15 protein-coding genes are annotated in these 17,713 nt (G+C 40.1%); 12 read left to right on the forward strand and 3 right to left on the reverse strand.

Going from position 1 to position 17,713, the window contains the following annotated elements:
* Position 1 precedes the first annotated feature (1 nt).
* The 3 genes from dnaE to F4V57_RS02295 all read right to left on the reverse strand — a co-directional run bounded on the left by dnaE (position 2) and on the right by F4V57_RS02295 (position 7,495).
* Complete coding sequence (gene dnaE, locus F4V57_RS02285) at positions 2-3,589, reverse strand: DNA polymerase III subunit alpha (protein ID WP_081409137.1); 3,588 nt, start codon at positions 3,587-3,589, stop codon at positions 2-4.
* A gap of 145 nt (positions 3,590-3,734) precedes the next feature.
* Entirely contained in the window at positions 3,735-5,051 is a 1,317-nt protein-coding gene (locus tag F4V57_RS02290; protein WP_070068705.1) for a peptidylprolyl isomerase, read from the reverse strand.
* Positions 5,051-7,495, reverse strand: coding sequence for an LPS-assembly protein LptD (locus F4V57_RS02295; RefSeq protein ID WP_070068706.1), 2,445 nt, complete (start codon positions 7,493-7,495; stop codon positions 5,051-5,053). The genes F4V57_RS02290 and F4V57_RS02295 overlap by 1 nt, the downstream gene beginning before the upstream one ends.
* A 124-nt stretch (positions 7,496-7,619) precedes the next feature.
* Between F4V57_RS02295 and F4V57_RS02300 the strand changes: the two genes are divergently transcribed.
* From F4V57_RS02300 to F4V57_RS02355, 12 genes are all read left to right on the forward strand, one after another.
* Positions 7,620-8,633, forward strand: a complete 1,014-nt coding sequence (locus F4V57_RS02300) for an aminoglycoside phosphotransferase family protein (protein ID WP_070068663.1) — start codon at positions 7,620-7,622, stop codon at positions 8,631-8,633.
* The gene (gene murU, locus F4V57_RS02305) at positions 8,630-9,316 is read left to right on the forward strand and encodes an N-acetylmuramate alpha-1-phosphate uridylyltransferase MurU (protein WP_070068662.1); all 687 of its coding nucleotides are present in this window, start codon (positions 8,630-8,632) and stop codon (positions 9,314-9,316) included. Before F4V57_RS02300 ends, murU begins: the two co-directional genes overlap by 4 nt.
* An 86-nt stretch (positions 9,317-9,402) precedes the next feature.
* Positions 9,403-10,038: a 16S rRNA (guanine(527)-N(7))-methyltransferase RsmG gene (gene rsmG, locus F4V57_RS02310; RefSeq protein ID WP_070068661.1), complete on the forward strand. Its 636-nt coding sequence runs from the start codon at positions 9,403-9,405 to the stop codon at positions 10,036-10,038.
* A gap of 30 nt (positions 10,039-10,068) precedes the next feature.
* Positions 10,069-10,845 carry a ParA family protein gene (locus F4V57_RS02315; protein ID WP_070068660.1) on the forward strand — a complete coding sequence of 259 codons (777 nt, stop codon included), beginning with the start codon at positions 10,069-10,071 and terminating at the stop codon, positions 10,843-10,845.
* The gene (locus F4V57_RS02320; protein WP_070068659.1) at positions 10,842-11,735 is read left to right on the forward strand and encodes a ParB/RepB/Spo0J family partition protein; all 894 of its coding nucleotides are present in this window, start codon (positions 10,842-10,844) and stop codon (positions 11,733-11,735) included. The genes F4V57_RS02315 and F4V57_RS02320 overlap by 4 nt, the downstream gene beginning before the upstream one ends.
* A 21-nt stretch (positions 11,736-11,756) precedes the next feature.
* The gene (locus F4V57_RS02325; protein WP_070068658.1) at positions 11,757-12,422 is read left to right on the forward strand and encodes a MotA/TolQ/ExbB proton channel family protein; all 666 of its coding nucleotides are present in this window, start codon (positions 11,757-11,759) and stop codon (positions 12,420-12,422) included.
* Positions 12,412-12,837, forward strand: coding sequence for an ExbD/TolR family protein (locus tag F4V57_RS02330; RefSeq protein WP_070068657.1), 426 nt, complete (start codon positions 12,412-12,414; stop codon positions 12,835-12,837). The genes F4V57_RS02325 and F4V57_RS02330 overlap by 11 nt, the downstream gene beginning before the upstream one ends.
* The gene (gene msbA, locus F4V57_RS02335; RefSeq protein ID WP_070068656.1) at positions 12,837-14,561 is read left to right on the forward strand and encodes a lipid A export permease/ATP-binding protein MsbA; all 1,725 of its coding nucleotides are present in this window, start codon (positions 12,837-12,839) and stop codon (positions 14,559-14,561) included. Before F4V57_RS02330 ends, msbA begins: the two co-directional genes overlap by 1 nt.
* Before the next feature lie 9 nt (positions 14,562-14,570).
* On the forward strand, positions 14,571-15,563 hold the full coding sequence (lpxK, locus tag F4V57_RS02340; RefSeq protein WP_070068655.1) for a tetraacyldisaccharide 4'-kinase: 993 nt from the start codon (positions 14,571-14,573) through the stop codon (positions 15,561-15,563).
* Between the two features lie 6 nt (positions 15,564-15,569).
* Positions 15,570-16,334, forward strand: a complete 765-nt coding sequence (gene kdsB, locus F4V57_RS02345) for a 3-deoxy-manno-octulosonate cytidylyltransferase (protein WP_070068654.1) — start codon at positions 15,570-15,572, stop codon at positions 16,332-16,334.
* Positions 16,334-17,341: a DNA polymerase III subunit delta' gene (gene holB / locus F4V57_RS02350; protein WP_070068653.1), complete on the forward strand. Its 1,008-nt coding sequence runs from the start codon at positions 16,334-16,336 to the stop codon at positions 17,339-17,341. Before kdsB ends, holB begins: the two co-directional genes overlap by 1 nt.
* Complete coding sequence (locus tag F4V57_RS02355) at positions 17,338-17,682, forward strand: PilZ domain-containing protein (protein WP_070068652.1); 345 nt, start codon at positions 17,338-17,340, stop codon at positions 17,680-17,682. The genes holB and F4V57_RS02355 overlap by 4 nt, the downstream gene beginning before the upstream one ends.
* Positions 17,683-17,713 lie beyond the last annotated feature (31 nt).

Below are 17,713 nucleotides of genomic sequence, written 5' to 3' on the forward strand. Positions count from 1 at the left end.
ATTAGGAGTAGGGTGCATAGTCTTCACTATGATAATGTGTTGTATCATCTCTGAGCATGCCATCAGGATCAAAATCCTGTGCTGTTGGTTCTATTTGTGGTGGTGTTGGCATATATTGATGTTCAATGACTTTAACTGCTTTGGATTTGACTTTGTATTCGACATGAATATGTTCTTTGCCGAAACTATCGCGTAATTTAAGCATGAGGGCATCAGTTGGACAGACCTGCCATTGCTGCCCCAAATGTAATTCACATTCTGCAAAATCAAAATCCAGCATAATTTTCACTGGTATATGTTTTTGTTGATCAATTTGACAAAATGGCTGCAAGACACTTTTTAAGTCTTGTGCAAATTGTGCGCTTAATTTTTCTGCCTGAAAGCTAAGATAAATGGCTTGTGCACGTTTTTGTCTAATCTGATCAAGATCAAATGCTTTACCTAGACGAGCCATTGGGCGATCAAAACCTTCGCGTTCATACACTTCGCCTTCAATAATAATGACTTTATCAATCTGAATTAAATCTTTATGGCGCTCAAAACGTTCACGGTTAGTATTGACTTCAAGACGTGCAGTTCCATCATCCAATACAATCAGTGTGCGGTTAGGGAAGTGCGCTACATCAAGAATGAGTCCTGCAAATACAGTGGTAACGCCACGGCGGGTTGGCGTAATTTCATTGAGAGGATTTGGAATGAAAGCTTTTAATTCAGATCGATAGACGTCAAGTGGGTGACCAGTTAAATAGAGTCCTAAAGTGTCTTTTTCACCTTTTAGACGAACCTCATCACTCCATGGGCGTACAGGTTTGGCAGGTTTACGCTGAACTTCTTCAACTTCGCCAAATAAATCCATAATACCTGTTTCACGATTTTGTCTGGCTTGCTCTGCGGCTTGCACAGCTTCGGGTAATTGTTGGATCAGTGACGCACGTTCAACTCCCAGACAATCCATTGCACCAGCACGAATTAAGGCTTCAAGTGTTCGCTTATTGATTTTTTTCATATCAATACGATGACAAAACTCAAATAAATCTTGATATTCTCCATCTTGTTCACGTGAGTCAATTACAGATTGCATCGCCTGTTCGCCTACACCCTTAATAGCGCCCAGACCGTAGACAATAGTATCTGGCTTACTGGCTTTAAATCGGTAATCTGACATATTGATTGAAGGCGGTAATACTTCAATTCCATTATTACGGCAATCATCAATCAGAAATACCACGTTGTCTGTGTTCTGCATTTCCGATGACATGACCGCAGCCAAAAATTCGGCTGGATAATGTGCTTTTAGCCATGCAGTATGATAAGCAACTAATGCATAGGCAGCAGCATGTGATTTGTTAAAACCATAACCAGCAAATTTTTCCATATAGTCGAAAATATGATTGGCTGTGGCCTCGTCAATATCTTTTTTTGCTGCGCCTTCAATGAAGATCTGGCGATGTTTCACCATTTCTTCAACTTTCTTTTTCCCCATGGCACGGCGTAACAAATCGGCACCGCCCAGTGTGTAACCAGCACAATATTGTGCCGCCTGCATGACCTGTTCCTGATACACCATGATCCCATAGGTTGGTTCGAGTACACTCTCAAGCAGTGGGTGCAGATATTCAAACTCTCCACCATGCATACGGTGAATAAAGTCGGGTATAAGATCCATTGGACCTGGTCGATATAAAGATACAAAAGCAATAATTTCTTCAAATTTGCTTGGCCGTGCTTCCTTGAGCATGCGTTTCATACCTACGGATTCAAACTGGAATACCGCAGTAGTGTTGGCCTCAGCAAAAACTTTATAGGCATCCACATCATCCAGTGGAACATGGGCGATTTCTAGCTGTTGATTTGATGCCAAGCGTTTATTAATATTCTGTACAGCATCTTCAATGACAGTCAGGTTACGTAACCCTAAGAAGTCAAATTTAACCAGACCAACGGCTTCCACGTCATCTTTATCAAACTGGCTCACTCGACCTGTACCATCTGCCTCACAACTGACGGCTGAAAAGTCGGTAATTTTACCGGGTGATATTAAAACACCACCTGCATGTTTACCTGTATTACGGGTAATACCTTCGAGTTTTAAAGCCATTTCCCAAATTTCAGATGAATCATCATATTCCGGATTGGAAGGATTTGTGACCATGTCCTTAAGTTGTGGTTCCATGTCCAGTGCGGTGACCAGATCAACACCAAGCGGTTTGGTGGGAATAAGTTTGGAAATACGGTCTGCTAAGCCATAAGATTTACCCAATACCCGTGCCACATCACGAATTGCCCCTTTTGCTGCCATGGTGCCAAAAGTAGCAATCTGAGAAACAGCTTCACGACCATAATGACGTGATACATAATCAATGACACGGTCACGTCCGGCAATACAAAAATCTACGTCAAAGTCGGGCATTGATACGCGTTCAGGATTTAGAAAACGTTCAAAAAGCAAATCGTAACGCAGGGGATCAAGGTCGGTAATTTTCAAACTGTAAGCGACCAGAGAGCCAGCACCGGATCCACGTCCGGGTCCGACAGGCACACCGTTGTTTTTGGCCCATTGAATAAAGTCCATTACGATTAGAAAGTAACCGGGAAATCCCATTTTCAGGATAATGTCAATTTCGTAGTTTAAGCGCTCATCATAAGGCTTACGGATTTCAGGCCAATTTTCAGCACGTTTTTCGGGTGGATATAAATGGTCTAGTCTTTCTTCCAATCCTTCTTTGGAAATATGGGCAAAATAACTATCTGTGGTAAATTCTGGTGGGATAGGATAATTAGGAAGAAAGTGTTTACCCAGACTTAATGTAACAGTACAACGCTGAGTAATATAATAAGTATTTTCAATCGCCTGAGGTAAATCGGCAAATAATTCGCTCATTTGTGCCGAAGTTTTAAAATATTGCTCTTCCGAATATAGACGTGGGCGGCGCTCATCGCCTAAAACATAACCTTCAGCAATACATACTCGAGCTTCATGTGCCTCAAAGTCTTCCTGTCGAATAAAACGCAGATCATTGTGCGCAACCAGACCAATTTGATATTTATTGGCTAATTTAATGGCTTGTTCGATCAGCTGTTCTTCTTGTGGACGACCAGTACGACAAATTGATAAATAAACTCGATCACCGAAGTGTTTTAACCATTGCTCTAACAGTGGTTCAGCTTTTTGAGGATTTGATGAACAAAGTGCCTGACCTACGTCACTATGTAAGCCGAGTAATATAATCAGATCATCGGATTGTTGGCAAATCCAGTCTTTTTGCAAAATTGGTACATCCAGTACCAAACCTTCAGTATAACCACGCGATACAATCTCGGTTAGATTACGCCATCCCTGATTATTTATTGCCAGTAACGTGACACGATGTTGTGCATCATTTAAGCGGACATCACTACCAAAAATTGGTTTGATGCCTTTTTTTAAGCAGGCACTAAAAAATTTAACTGCAGCATGTAAATTTGACAAATCTGTTAATGCCAGCGCAGGCATTTGTTCTGCGGATGCAGCTTTGATCAGATCCGGTATTCGAATAATCGAATCGGTAATAGAAAATTCGCTATGAATACCAAGATGAACAAACTGCATAATTTTTGGGCTTTTTGCTAAATATAAATCGAAAGTGAGTGTAATTTTAGCATGTCGATGGACAAGGCGCTAAAAACATTAAAACCAAATCCGTAGATCTGGCTTTAATTGTATTGAAATCAACCGAAAAGTTTTGACGACTAAATTAGTTATCTTTCAAAGTTGGGTCTTTAATATCCACATAAGTATTGGCACGTAATTCCCGCATCCAGCCATCCACTTCGGTATCATATTGACGTTCTGCTAGAATTTGTTTGGCCATACGGCGTTGATATTCCTGTGTCATATCCACTTGGCGAACATTATCTACTTTTAGAATATGCCAACCATATTGGGTTTGAAATGGCACACTGATTTGACCCGCAGGTGTTTCGGTCATAATTTTCTCAAACTCTGGTACCATCACACCAGGAGCAACCCAGCCTAAACTGCCGCCATCACGGGCAGAACCAGGATCATTTGAGTAAGTTGCAGCAAGTTCAGAAAAATCTGCACCTTGTTTTAATCGTTGATAAATTTGCTCAATTTTTTGTTTGGCATCTTCAGGGCTAACCACTTCAGACGGTTGAATCAGAATATGCCGGGTTTGATACTGTGTGATCATAGCTTTTTTATCATCAGCCTTGCGATCAATCAGTTTAAGGACATGAATCCCATCCTGTGCTGGAATTAATTCACTGGTTTGTCCAACTTGCAAGCTACTTACGCGTGCTGCCAGATCAGCCGGAATTTCTGCAAGCGAGCGATAGCCCATGTCAGAACCTTCTACTGTAACATTGGCATTTGCATATTTCTGGTTAAGTGTATTAATGTCATTGTTGCCCAATAAACCTACACGTAATTGTTTGGCAACATCATTTACATTTTCCGTTGTTGCACTGGCAGATTTTGGTGCAACTCTAAAATGCAATAAATGTACTTGATAACCTAGAGCAGCTTGTCCTTGTGGTGATTTAAGAAAGTTATCAATGTCACGTTCTGAAACTTTAATTCGAGACATAACTTGTTGCTGTCGTAATTGATTGATACTGATTTCTTCTGCAATTTGCGCACGCAATGCAGCATAATTTCCTTGACGTTGGGCATCAAGTCTTTGCTGAAAATCTGTCAAAGAACTAAAACCTTGCTGTTTAGCGTAATTCAGGACAGCAGCATTCAACTCCGCTTCCGGTGGTTGAATGCCATAGCGTTTAACCATTTCTGACTGGGCTTCACGTAAAATCAGTTGCTCAAGAACATTTTTTCGTAAAATTTGTTCCGGTGGCAGGGTTTGATTCTGGCTTTGTAATTGTTGTTTTACGATAGCAACTGCCTGATTGAGGTCACTTTGTAAAATGGCACCATTGTCAACGACAGCAACCACCTGATCGACTGGTGTTGCAGCATAAAGATGTACAGAGGCAGAAAGTGCAAGCGCTAGCGTGGTGTTGCGAAATAATTTTAATATGGTGTTGCTATTCATTAATGCTGATTCCATGTTTGGTTCACATAATCAAATCCAGTCACTCGATTTTCGAGTAATGAGGCGAGTTTACCAGAAAGACCACCTAGACCTTTAAGAGAAAATTCTGCCATGATGGCTTGTTTTGCCTTGACGCCCGGTTCTGTCGGATCATCCAAATCATTATAGTATGACCGTGCATAAACGGATACGCCCCAGCAGCAAGATTCGTAATTTACGCCAAGAAGCCACTCACGTGTAGTACTGCTATGTAAATCATATTGTACATGACCTAAAATTCGCCAGCGATCATTGATTGGTTGTACGAAAGAGCCTGCAATCTGTTCATAAGCCTGCTGGCGCTGATCATCCAGACTTTTACGATAGTAATAGCCTAAGCTATATAAAAGACCTTTATCATCAGCATAGTTAACTGAAATATTACTCAAGGCATTTTCACCACCGGATGTCCATGCCGAATTACCGACCAGATTAATATTGTTACTTAACTGACTTCCTAGCGTTAAAACTGGCCCGGAAGTTTTTTCGGTACTGATTAGGCGGTCTTTAGCAATAATATTTCCATTTTGATCGGTGTTGTTTAGATATACTCTGCGATCAGAAAAGTAAAAAGCCTGCCCTAAACCTGCACGTAAGCGCTCTAACCCTTGCTGATCATACAAACTATAGTTTACACCGATGGAAGCAAAATTATTGTCTTCCAGCCGATCATGACCATAAAAACGATAAGGATTGAACAGTTGATCGTAACCAATACTTGCCTGTGCAGTATCAAAGTTTGGATTATTGTCCTGATTACGATAAGGTGCATAAGCATAGAAAAAACGTGGAGTAATGGTTTGTAGGAATTTCCCCTGTTTTTCAAATACCATTCCGGCGTCCAGTGAAACCTGTGGCACAACAGTTGCACTGCTATTACTCCGACCACTATTTTCTGCATCTTCGTCATAATAGGTGTTTACAGAGCGTACTGTAAATTCAGGCGTAATCCAGTAACCTGGATTTCTAAAATTATATTTGACTGTCGCCTGATTGTATAATCGTGTTCCACTGTCTTCGGTTGCCGAACCATCTTCAATAGATTTCTTAAAATAAGCAGTATCATTCAGAAAACTATATTCTAAACCATTATATTTACCGCCTTCGTATTTAAAAAGAAATTGCGGTAAGCGGGCATAAGGTTTGTCGGCATCACTGATACTACGATCTAGTGTCTGGAAATTCTGGACTTTCAATTGTGCCGTAATACCGGGAATACCATTGGCATAATTTAAAATCCAGGTACGTTCTTGATTGACTTCATCCTGAGTGTTTAAGGAATTGTCTAAATCAGAGAAGAAATCTTGATCCGAAACATAGTTGTAATTAATGGAAGTTGAGAATTGTTTATTGATTTGCCAGAAGTGTTTCCAGTGAAGATCTTTACGGTCTTCATCATCATAGCTTTGGTCATTTGGTAAATATCCACCCCACATTTCACCACTACCATAATTCTCGGTCAGGTAGCGGAAATCTCCATTCAGCATAAAACCACGCCCACCCAGATAGCGCGGTGTCACCGTCAGATCATAATTGGGGGCAAGGTTAAAATAATATGGAACAGTAAGTTGTAAACCACCGTCATTGGTATAGCCAAAATTTGGCATTAAGAAACCTGTGGTACGGCGGTCGTCAATCGGGAAGTTAAAATAAGGTACGGGTACAACTGGCGTATCTTTAATATATAGACGGGCACTTTTGGTAATGCCTCGTCCTGTTTCCTGATTTAAGGTAATTTCTTTGGCTTCAATATGCCATGCTGGTTTTGCTGTAGGCTCACAGGTTGAATAACTGGCATTTTTCAGGGTAACTGTTGTTGGTGATGTGCGTTCAATTTGTTGGGCATAGCCATGTGCCTGCTGTGCTTCACTGATATAATAGCTGTTGTTGAGATCACCAGTTTGGGTTTTTAAATTATAATTGACTTCGTCACTTTGCGCAAAAAGCCCACCTTGTGCAACTTGAACCCGACCTTGAGCTTTTGCATAAGTTTGAGTTTTGTCCAGTTCGACTTTATCTGCATAAATGCGTCGACCTTCCTGATTAATTTCCACATTTCCTTGCAGAAAAGATGAGCCTTCTGGATTGTAATAACCTTCATCTGCACTAATAGTTGACGTCACCTGAGTCGGATCTTTTGCAGCCGGTGTATCGCTGGCAATCGGTGTCACCCATGTGCCGGAACAACGTGCAGAAGCATTTAAATCGCTACGAGTTGCCTCAGCAAGTTGCTGCGGAGTAAGGTAGTATTTTTGATAAAATTGCTGTGCTGTTTCGCTGTTCATCGCTTTTTGTGTGCTGTCTTCGGCATATACCGTCTGAACCAGACTGAAATGACTACAGCCAATACTGGCAATACATAAAAGGGATCGAAAAAGTGTGGTTTTTTTAAACTGTTGATTCATATCTATCGCAGCACAATAATAATTACGCAAATAATTAAATTGCATCATAGAGAAAAAATTAAGAAACGACTACACTTGCGCATGCAAATATTACGAAGTTTTTGCAAATATAGGTAATCATTTCATGCAAAGAGCACAACAAATTCATACTTGGTTGTCACAGATTTTTGGTGATAAAAATTTTGAAATCAATTATTTAGCTGGAGATGCAAGTTTTCGGCGTTACGCCAGAATTCAGCAACAAAATAAAAAATATATGTTGATGGATGCACCTCCAGAAAAAGAAAATTGTCAGCCATTTGTGCAAATTGCCGCATTTTTACAGCAACATGGTACACGTGTACCACATATTGTCGCACAGGATTTAACACAGGGTTTTTTATTACTTGAAGACTTTGGCGATGTTGTTTTGTCAAATGTTCTTAATGCACAGAGTGTTGATCAGTTTTATACGCAAGCTTTTAAACAAATTATTCAATTGCAAGTAATTGCTCCTGACGCTGAGATTTTCCCCGACTATAGCCCTGAAAAATTAACACAGGAAATGCGCTTATTTGATCAATGGTTATTACCAGCTTTAAATATTTCATTATCCACGCAGCAACAGGATCTGTTGACACAAAGTTATGACTGGATTTTGCAGAATTTGGCACAACAGCCACAGGTGATTGTACATCGTGATTATCATAGCCGTAATTTGATGTTACTCGAACATGAACAGAATCTTGGTGTAATTGATTTTCAGGATGCGGTCATTGGCCCAGATAGTTACGATTTCATCTCAATTGTTCGTGATGCTTATATACAATGGCCAAAACATGCAGTGCAACAATGGATTGAACAATTTTATGCCATGTTGCCTGCATCGGCAAAACATCATCGTGATCTGGCACAATTTCAACTGGATGTAGATGTGATGTCGATACAGCGTCATCTAAAAATTCTTGGTATTTTTGTGCGTTTGTATGTTCGGGATGGTAAATCAGGGTATCTCAAGGACTTACCTCGTGTGATGTGGTATTTACGTGATGAACTGCAACACTGCGAGTCATTACAACCGCTGTACCAATTTATTGAACAGCATGTTGTTCATGCATTTACGACAAAATATGGCAGTTATAAAGAGGTAGTCGCATGAAGGCAATGATTTTGGCCGCAGGCTTTGGTAATCGTATGCGCCCATTAACATTAACTACGCCGAAACCATTGTTGCAGGTTGGACAAAAATCCTTAATTGTTTGGCATATTGAAGCCCTGAAGAAAATTGGTGTAACTGAGATTGTCATTAATGCCGCATGGTTAAAAGAAAAACTGGTTGAAACACTGGGAGATGGTCAGCAGTTTGGTGTCAATATTATCTGGTCACTAGAAGATGAAGGATTGGAAACAGCCGGAGGAATTATTCAGGCTTTGCCTCATTTGGGTGAGGCGCCATTTATTGTCGTTAACGGTGATGTATGGACACGTTATGATTTCTCTCAATTGTTAAATGTTGAGCTAGCAGATCATTTGGCACATCTGGTTTTAGTGGATAATCCACCACAACATCTTCAGGGTGATTTTACTTTATCTGGTCAGAAAGTATTTACACCTGATCAACAGCAAGGTGGTGAAACACTGACTTTCTCTGGTATTAGCCTACTTTCACCAAAACTATTTGCCGGACTTACTACGGGTAAACGACCATTGGCACCATTACTTAAACATGCCATGCAACAAGGGCTGGTCACAGGTGAAAAAATGAATACGGTATGGGTCGATGTTGGGACTCCAGAGCGATTAAGCCAATTAGATGAAAAAATAACGTTGCAAATGATTTAAAACTGGACATATACGGCTAATCCATTTGTGTTTTACGTTATGTTCCACGTTATAATGCAGCGTCAATTCAACGGATTAGATTTGTTATGCATCCATATTATCAAGGCTTAAAACAAGGTGTGGCTGAGCTACAGCTTAATCTATCCGAACTGATGCTGGAGAACTTACTCAAGTATCAGGATGCTTTGGTACTGTGGAACAAAGCATTTAATTTAACAGCAATTCGTGATCCAAAAGAAATGCTGGTGAAACATTTACTGGATAGTTTAAGTATTCTGCCACATTTACCGACAGGTCGTTTACTGGATATTGGTACAGGCGGGGGGATGCCGGGCATCATGATTGCATTGTGCCAACCGGAACGAGAGTGTGTTTTATTAGATTCTAATGGTAAAAAAATCCGTTTTTTAAAACAATTTATTGCCGATATGAAGTTGTCGAATGTCAAGGCGGTACAGACTCGAGTGGAAGATCAGGGCAGTATCCAGGATTTAGGTCAATTTGATGTGATTACCAGTCGGGCATTTGCATCATTGCTAGATTTTGTGGCATTGTCTGAACCCTATATGCATGCTCAATCCAGTATTGCAGCCATGAAGGGTATTATTCCACAGGAAGAATTACAGCAACTTACCCAGTACCAGCAAAACATCATTGCATTGCATGTGCCACATCTGGATGAACAACGACATTTGGTCATGTTGAAGGGTAAATCAGCTTGAAATTTTATATGAATATAGAGAACTGCGGTCATGGCTAAAATTATTGCAATTGCAAATCAAAAAGGCGGCGTGGCAAAAACCACAACAGCTGTGAATCTGGCCGCATCATTGGCAATTTTAAAAAAACGGGTATTGTTGATTGATCTGGATTCACAGGGAAATGCCACAATGGGATCCGGTGTTCAGAAAAATCAGCTTGAATATAGTGTTGCAGATGTTTTATTAAGAGAAGTAAATATTGAATCTGCAATTATTAAAGCAGAAGTGGGTTATAAGGTTTTAGGCGCCAATCGTGAATTATCCGGAGTTGAACTTTCAATTGCAGATGAAGCACAACGGGAATTTATTCTTCGCGATGCTTTAAAACAAATCGATCATTCTTTTGATTTTATCATCATGGATTGTGCACCAAGTTTAAGCTTAATTACCGTGAATGCCTTGTGCGCAGCCAACAGTGTAATTATTCCAATGCAATGTGAATATTATGCATTGGAAGGTTTAGCAGATTTATGCCAGACCATTGAACGAATTAACCAGACACTGAATCCTCAATTAGAGATTTTAGGTGTGTTAAGAACACTTTATGATGGGCGTAATGCACTGACCAAAGATGTGTCTGCTGAGTTAGAAAACTATTTTGGTGAAAAACTGTTTACGACAGTCATTCCTCGTAATGTTCGTTTGGCGGAAGCTCCTGCACACGGTCTACCCATTATTTACTTTGAAAAAAGCTCAAAAGGTGCAATAGCTTATTTGAGTTTTGCAGCAGAATTAACTAAAAAGATTAAAAAAGGAGCAAAAGCATGACCAGAAAACGTGGGCTTGCCAAAGGACGTGGATTGGATGCATTGCTAGGTTCCATTCAAAAAGAAAAGCAAACCATTGTAGAAAGTAGTGCAACGCAACGTGTTGATGGAGAATTACAACACGTTGATGTTGCCCTATTGCAGCGAGGTGAATATCAGCCACGTCGTTACATGGGTGAAGAAGAATTACAGGATCTGGCAGACTCAATTAAACAACATGGCGTAATGCAACCAATCGTTATCCGTAAACTGGATGATGAGGGATCACGTTATGAAATTATTGCAGGTGAGCGTCGCTGGCGTGCGGCACAACTGGCAGGATTGACGCAGATTCCGGCTATTGTTCGCGAGATATCCGATCAGGTGGCAATAGCGCTGGCCTTGATTGAAAATATTCAGCGTCAGGATTTAAACCCGATGGAGCAAGCTTTAGCTTTGCAGCGTTTCCATGATGAATTTGGTTTAAGTCATCAGGAAATTGCAGATACAGTGGGTAAAGCTCGGGCTACAGTCAGTAATTTGTTGCGATTATTGAGTTTGGAAGATTCCGTTAAAGACTTGTTAAGTGAACAAAAACTGGATATGGGGCATGCACGTGCGATTTTAGCCTTGAAAAAAACGCAACAACGTCAAATTGCAGAACATATCATCAAAAAAGACTTGTCTGTTCGTCAAACTGAGCAATTGGTTCGGGAATTATTGACACCATCGCAACACAAGCAACAGAAAACTGCATCAGCAGACCTTGAACAATTAACGACACGTTTGTCTGATCGTCTGGGAGCTCAGGTACAGATTGATCATAATGCTAAAGGTAAGGGGAAAATTGTCATTAAATATCATTCTCTGGATGAGCTTGATGGCATTTTAAGTATTTGTTTATCTGAATAATTCTATAAACTCGAGGGGTGTATGTGGGAGTTTATTAAAGCGGGAGGTTGGCTAATGCTGCCTCTTGTATTATGTTCAATCGCAGCATTGGCCATTATTATTGAACGGTTCTTACGTTTAAAACGTATCTGGGTCGCACCAACACAATTATGTCAGCAAGCAATATTAAAGTTGCATAGTCATCAGTTTAATTCTGATTATGAGCAACAACTGTCTAAAATTAGTCTTGGACAAATTTTATTAAAAGGCTATCAATTTCGGCAGGAAAATCCTGAATTTGTGAAAGCACAAATGCAGGCAGAAGCAGCAATACAAATTAACCAACTGGAAAAAAACATCAATTTTTTGGGAACTATTGGCTCAATCGCACCATTATTGGGATTGTTGGGTACAGTATTGGGAATTATCGAGGCTTTTCTTGCGGTTAATGCTGGCGGTATTACTGATCCGGCGATGCTTGCCAATGGCGTATCAAAAGCTTTAATTACGACTGCTGCAGGTATGATTGTTGCAATTCCAGCGTTGATTTTTTATCGTTATTTCCAGCGTCTAATTGTTGAGTATGTTGTAGAAATGGAACAACAAGCTACAATATTTCATGCAGCTTTGTTTTATGATAAGTCCGCTAAGACACAACCCCTTATTCAACAAGACAGATATGTAGGGCAGGTGACTGATGAAGTTTAATCGTCCCCGTATCAATGAAATTGAAGTCAATTTGACACCGATGATTGACTGTCTGTTATTTTTGCTGGTGTTTTTATTGGTTTCTACCACATTTAACCAGCATAGTCGCATTAATCTGACACTACCCGATGCGCAGGGCGTGCCGCCTAAAAATACTGATCAACGTATTGAGGTCGTGGTTCAGTCATCAGGAAAATATTTGGTTAATGGGCAGGCATTGGCTGGACACGATGAAGTACAGTTAAGTACTGCCATCAAACAGGCTGCGGCTAATCGTCATAATTTACCATTAACTATTGCTGCTGATGCCAAAGCAACGCATCAAGATGTGGTTAGGGTGATGGATGTGGCAGGTAAACTGGGTTTTATGAATATCAATATCAGCACAAAAGTTCCATCCCGAGGTTATAATTAGTGAAGAATGAATTTCAGGTTTATTTAAGATTATTGGCATATCTCAAACCGTATTGGGGATATGCCATTCTGGTCTTAATCGGTTTTGCATTAAGTGCAGGTACCGAAGTATCCATTGCAAAACTGCTTGAATTTATTCTTAAGGCCATTCAGGAGCAAAATCATCATGAAACCAGTATTTTTCCATTACTGGTAATTTTACTGATTTTTGTGCGGGGGGTAGCGTCATTTTTAGGGGATTATTATTCCGCAGTGATTTCCAGACATCTGGTGTTCAATATACGTCAGGAAGCATTTAGCAAATTATTATATTTACCATCCTCTTATTATTCTGCACATTCCAGTGGACAAATTACTTCCAAGATTCTTTATAACATTGAACAATTGACAGCAGCATCATCAGATTCCGTACAAATCATGGTAAAAGAAGGTTTTATTGTGATTGGTTTGTTGAGCTATTTGTTTTACTTAAACTGGAGATTGACGCTGATCATTTTAGCAGTTGCGCCGATTATTGGTTGGGTTGTTCGTTCTGCTGCCAAAAAAATGCGTAAACTCTCTACCGAAATGCAAAATACTATGGGGGATGTCAACCATGTAGTGCAGGAAGCTATTTTGGGACAAAGCATCATTAAAGGATTTAGTGCACAGGAAGCTGAACGTAAACGTTTTTTTTATCATTCGGAAAAGAATCTGAAAAAAGGCTTGAAACTGCATATTATTAATGTTCTAAATACACCCATAGTGCAATTATTAATGGCATTTTCTATGGCGATTATTATGTGGATTGCATTACGCCCATCAGTACTTGAAGGGGTAACATCAGCCCAGTTTGTTTCTTATATTGTGGCTGCTGGTATGTTGAGTAAACCGATTAAAAATCTAACCACGGTCAATGAAAAGTTACAGCGAGGTCTTGCTGCTGCACATTCAGTATTTGAATTATTGGATTTGCCGACTGAAACAGATTCTGGGATACAAAAACCAAAAATTACCGGTGCAGTCAAGTTTGATCTAGTCAATATTGTTTATCAGGATGGCAAATGTGCCGTAAAGGATTTTACGCTGGATGTTAAAGCAGGAGAAACCATTGCACTGGTTGGGCGTTCAGGAGCGGGAAAAACATCATTGGTCAATCTTTTGATGCGATTACAGGACATAACTTCGGGTAAAATTTATTTTGACGATGTGTCTATTCAAGACATCGAACTCAACTATTTGCGTCAGCATGTTGCTATGGTTAATCAACAAGTCGTAATTTTTGATCGATCAATCCGTGAAAATATTGCCTATGGAATTACTCAGGAAGCCACTGAGGATGAAATTATCGCTGCGGCAAAAGCTGCCTATGCACATGATTTTATCATGAGTTTACCGAATGGCTACGATACCATGCTGGGGAGTGAGGGTATTGCTTTATCTGGTGGCCAACGTCAACGTATTTCAATTGCTCGTGCAATTTTGAAAAATGCACCGATTTTAATTCTTGATGAAGCCACCAGTGCGTTAGATAACGAATCCGAATTTTTTATTCAAAAAGCCTTTGAGCGGGCACAGCATAACCGCACAACCTTTGTAATCGCACATCGGTTATCTACAGTTGAAAATGCGCATCGTATTGTGGTGATGGATCAGGGGGAAATCATTGAAGTTGGTTCTCATGAACAACTTATGCAGCAACAGGGTGCATATTCACGACTTTATCACCGTGAATTTGTAGAATAGGCAAATATAATGAACAAACTTGCAGAGAAGCTTCAACAAGCCTGGCAAGATCAAGCATCGTGGCTGGTCATGTTGCGGCCACTATCTTACCTGTATCGTTCGGCATTTTTATTGCAAAAGGCAGTCAAACAAAAAAAAGCTTATAAAGCACCTGTCCCTGTCATGATTATTGGAAATATTACCGTGGGCGGTAGTGGAAAAACCCCCTTGATTATTGCACTAGTCGAATATTTACAACAGCGTCATGTTCATGTTGGTGTGATTAGTCGCGGATATGGTGGTCAAGGGCCTTTTCCGGCACAGGTTACACCACAATCACGGCCTTCTCAGGTCGGTGATGAGCCTATGCTGATTGTACAAAATACCCATGTTCCCATGACAGTTGGACCGAATCGACAACATGCTATCGACTTGTTATTAAAACATTATCCTGAAACGCAATTGATTTTAAGTGATGATGGGCTACAACATTTTGCCTTACAACGTGATATAGAGTGGGTAGTAATTGATGCCATGCGTGGTTTGGGTAATCAAAAATTATTGCCGGAAGGCTATCTGCGTGAACCGCTTTCCAGATTGCGGGATATCACTGTCATTGAACATCATACACAACCACAATCATCATTAAACATGCATTTACAGCCACAGCAGCCATTTTGTCTGGGTGATCAAATGCAAGTATTTGATGCTTCTAAAACCTATCAAGCAGTTGTTGGCATTGGCTATCCACAACGTTTTTTTATCACATTACAACAACTGAATATTCAGTTTCAGCCATGTGTTTTTCCGGATCATCATCAATATACAATAGATGACTTTCAGGATTTTAACCAATTACCGATAATTACAACTGCGAAAGATGCAGTGAAATTACAGGAATTATGGCATGATCAACCTGAGCGTTTAAAACAGGTTTGGGTTGTTCCGGTAAAAGCAAAACTTTCGGATGCCTGTTATCAACTTCTAAACCAGCAATTGCAACAATTGAATATTGAAGTTTAAATATTTATGAAAAAACATATTGTTATTCCGGCTCGTTATGCCAGTTCACGTTTACCTGGTAAACCTTTATTACCAATTCATGGCCGTGCAATGATTTTACGTGTCGTTGACCAAGCTAAAAAAGTACAGGGATTTGATGATTTATGTGTCGCCACTGATGATCTACGTATTGCTGAGATTTGTCAGGCAGATGGTGTCGATGTTGTGCTGACATCAGCTAATCATCCATCCGGTACAGATCGCTTAAGTGAAGTGGCAAAACTCAGAGCTTGGGCAGCAGAAGATATTATTGTCAATGTGCAAGGGGATGAACCCTTATTACCGGCAGCATTAGTGCAGCAAGTGGCAGATTTATTGATCAATAAAAATCATTGTTCTATGGCAACATTGTGTGAACCGATTCATTCTTTTGAAGAATTTCAACGGGATAGCATTGTAAAAGTAGTGATGTCACAATCTCAGGAAGCGCTCTATTTTAGCCGCTCCCCAATTCCTTATGATCGTGAAGGGGCGAAAACACAGTCACAAACTCTACATAATCAAGCTTATCGTCATTTGGGATTATATAGTTACCGTGTGCAGTTATTACAGGAATATGTAAACTGGAATATGGGACGATTGGAACAATTGGAAAGTCTTGAGCAGTTGCGCGTATTGGAAAATGGTCATCGAATTGCTATTGATATTGCACAAGTGAATTTACCTCCCGGTGTCGATACACAGCAGGATCTGGATCGTTTAAATGCCATGGATCCTTCGGTCTTTGCCTAATGGATATTGCAGCACTGGGTCAGCAACAACTCCTGCCATGGCAACAACCAATCTGGCAGCGATTACAACAGAGTTTTCCAGAAATTGGCCATGGTCTATTGTTTTATGGTAAACAGGGTTGTGGTAAACAGCAATTTGCAGCTTACTTTGCCAAATGGCTGTTGTGTAGTCATAAAACACCACAAGGTGCATGTGGACAATGTAATCATTGTGCATGGTTTGCTGCCGGCACACATCCACAATTAAAAATTATTCAGGCAGAATTTGACGAAAAAAAGCAAAGTTATGCAGCAATTAAAATAGATCAAATTCGTGAAATTGCTGACTTTGTGCAACAAAAAGTTGAAGGCTGGCGTGTGGTATTGTTATATCCTGCCGAAAATTTAAATATTGCAGCTGCCAATGCTCTATTAAAAACTCTTGAAGAGCCTGGAGATCGCATTGTTCTCATTTTGATGAGTGATGCAATGCTACGTCTGCCTGCAACTATTCGTAGTCGTGTACAACAATACGCACTGGATCGAGTCACAACACAACAGGCTCAGGATTATTTGCAACAACAGGGCATTAAGGATGTAGCACAGAGTCAGGTTGCATTAGCATTAGCGGCAAATATGCCCCTAAAAGCACAACAAATTCTTGATGCAGAATGGTTTAAGCATCGGGAAGCCTTTATAAAAGATTTGACGAGTTTAGTACAACAAAAAAATTATCCGATGAAATTCTCTGCTTACTGGACAAAGCAAATGGATATTCGGGACATTCTGGTTTTACTGCGTTATATTGTACAAGATTGCATTGCATACAAATTACAACAACCCATGAAGCAAATTGACTTGAATTTCGATGCGCTACAGGCATGTTATGATTTGGAACAGCTCTTTGCAATCTATGCACATATCAATAAAATACAGATCATGCTTGCACAAAATGTACAAGCACAATTGATTCTAGATGAATTAACCATACAACTCATGAATATTGAGCAAATCAGGAGTGACGCATGATTCCACCTCGGGGCGGTGCAATTATTCAGGCAAACATTACAGATAAAGCCATTTTACAAGCCAGTTATATGCCCTACGTGGCAGGTGGCGGATTATTTGTTCCTTCACAGCAGAACGTCAGCATGGGACAAGAATTATTATTGATTGCCACTTTACCGGAACAGAGCCAAAAATATGCATTAACCGGAAAAGTAGTATGGATTTCGCCTAAACCCAATGGTAATAAGCCAAAAGGTTTTGCAATTCAGCTTTCTGGAGAAAAAGGCCTTGAATTTAGGCAACAGGCTGAACGAATTTTGGCTGGTTCACTTAATGCAGATAAACCAACGTATACCATGTAAGTTATACTATTGTTCATCTATTTCATTGTAA

The sequence above is a fragment of the Acinetobacter qingfengensis genome, from assembly GCF_008693185.1.
Taxonomy (GTDB): domain Bacteria; phylum Pseudomonadota; class Gammaproteobacteria; order Pseudomonadales; family Moraxellaceae; genus Acinetobacter; species Acinetobacter qingfengensis.